The 448-nt window shown below is 73.7% G+C and carries 1 pseudogene; it reads right to left on the bottom strand.

Going from position 1 to position 448, the window contains the following annotated elements:
• Nucleotides 1-36: 36 nt before the first annotated feature.
• A pseudogene (locus AC5LSR_RS08680) lies at nt 37-448 on the bottom strand (NERD domain-containing protein); the annotation flags it as partial.

The raw sequence follows: 448 nt of genomic DNA on the forward strand, positions 1-448 counted from the left end.
AGGAGCATCAGCCGGCCCGGTGTCCCGCAGGGCCCGTCAGCGGCCCAGTATCCCCCGCAGCCTGGACATCGCCGGCCAGGTCGGAGCCGGCCCGTCCACCGGATACGGCGGGAAGGCCCGCTCGGCGACGTCCACCAGAATGGCGACGTCCAGGGGCTTCAGTACGACACCGGCGGTGAGGATGTAGTCGGCGACCCCGGCCGCCGGCAGCAGCACCACACCGTCGAGCAGGGCGAGCCCGTGCGGCAGCTCGGCACGGGAGAACGCGACCACCGGCTGGGCCTGCAGCTGCCAGCCGTCCGGAAGATCGGCCACCAGGTGGCCGGTGACCTCCTCGCTCATCCACGCGACCAGGCCGAGCATGGCGCGCAACGGCACCTTGCCGGCCCACAGCCCGGCCCGGTTCTGGCGCAGCGGCCCGCGGTGGGCATCCGTCTCGACGACCCAC

This window comes from Protofrankia sp. CiP1_Cm_nod4, from assembly GCF_982290645.1.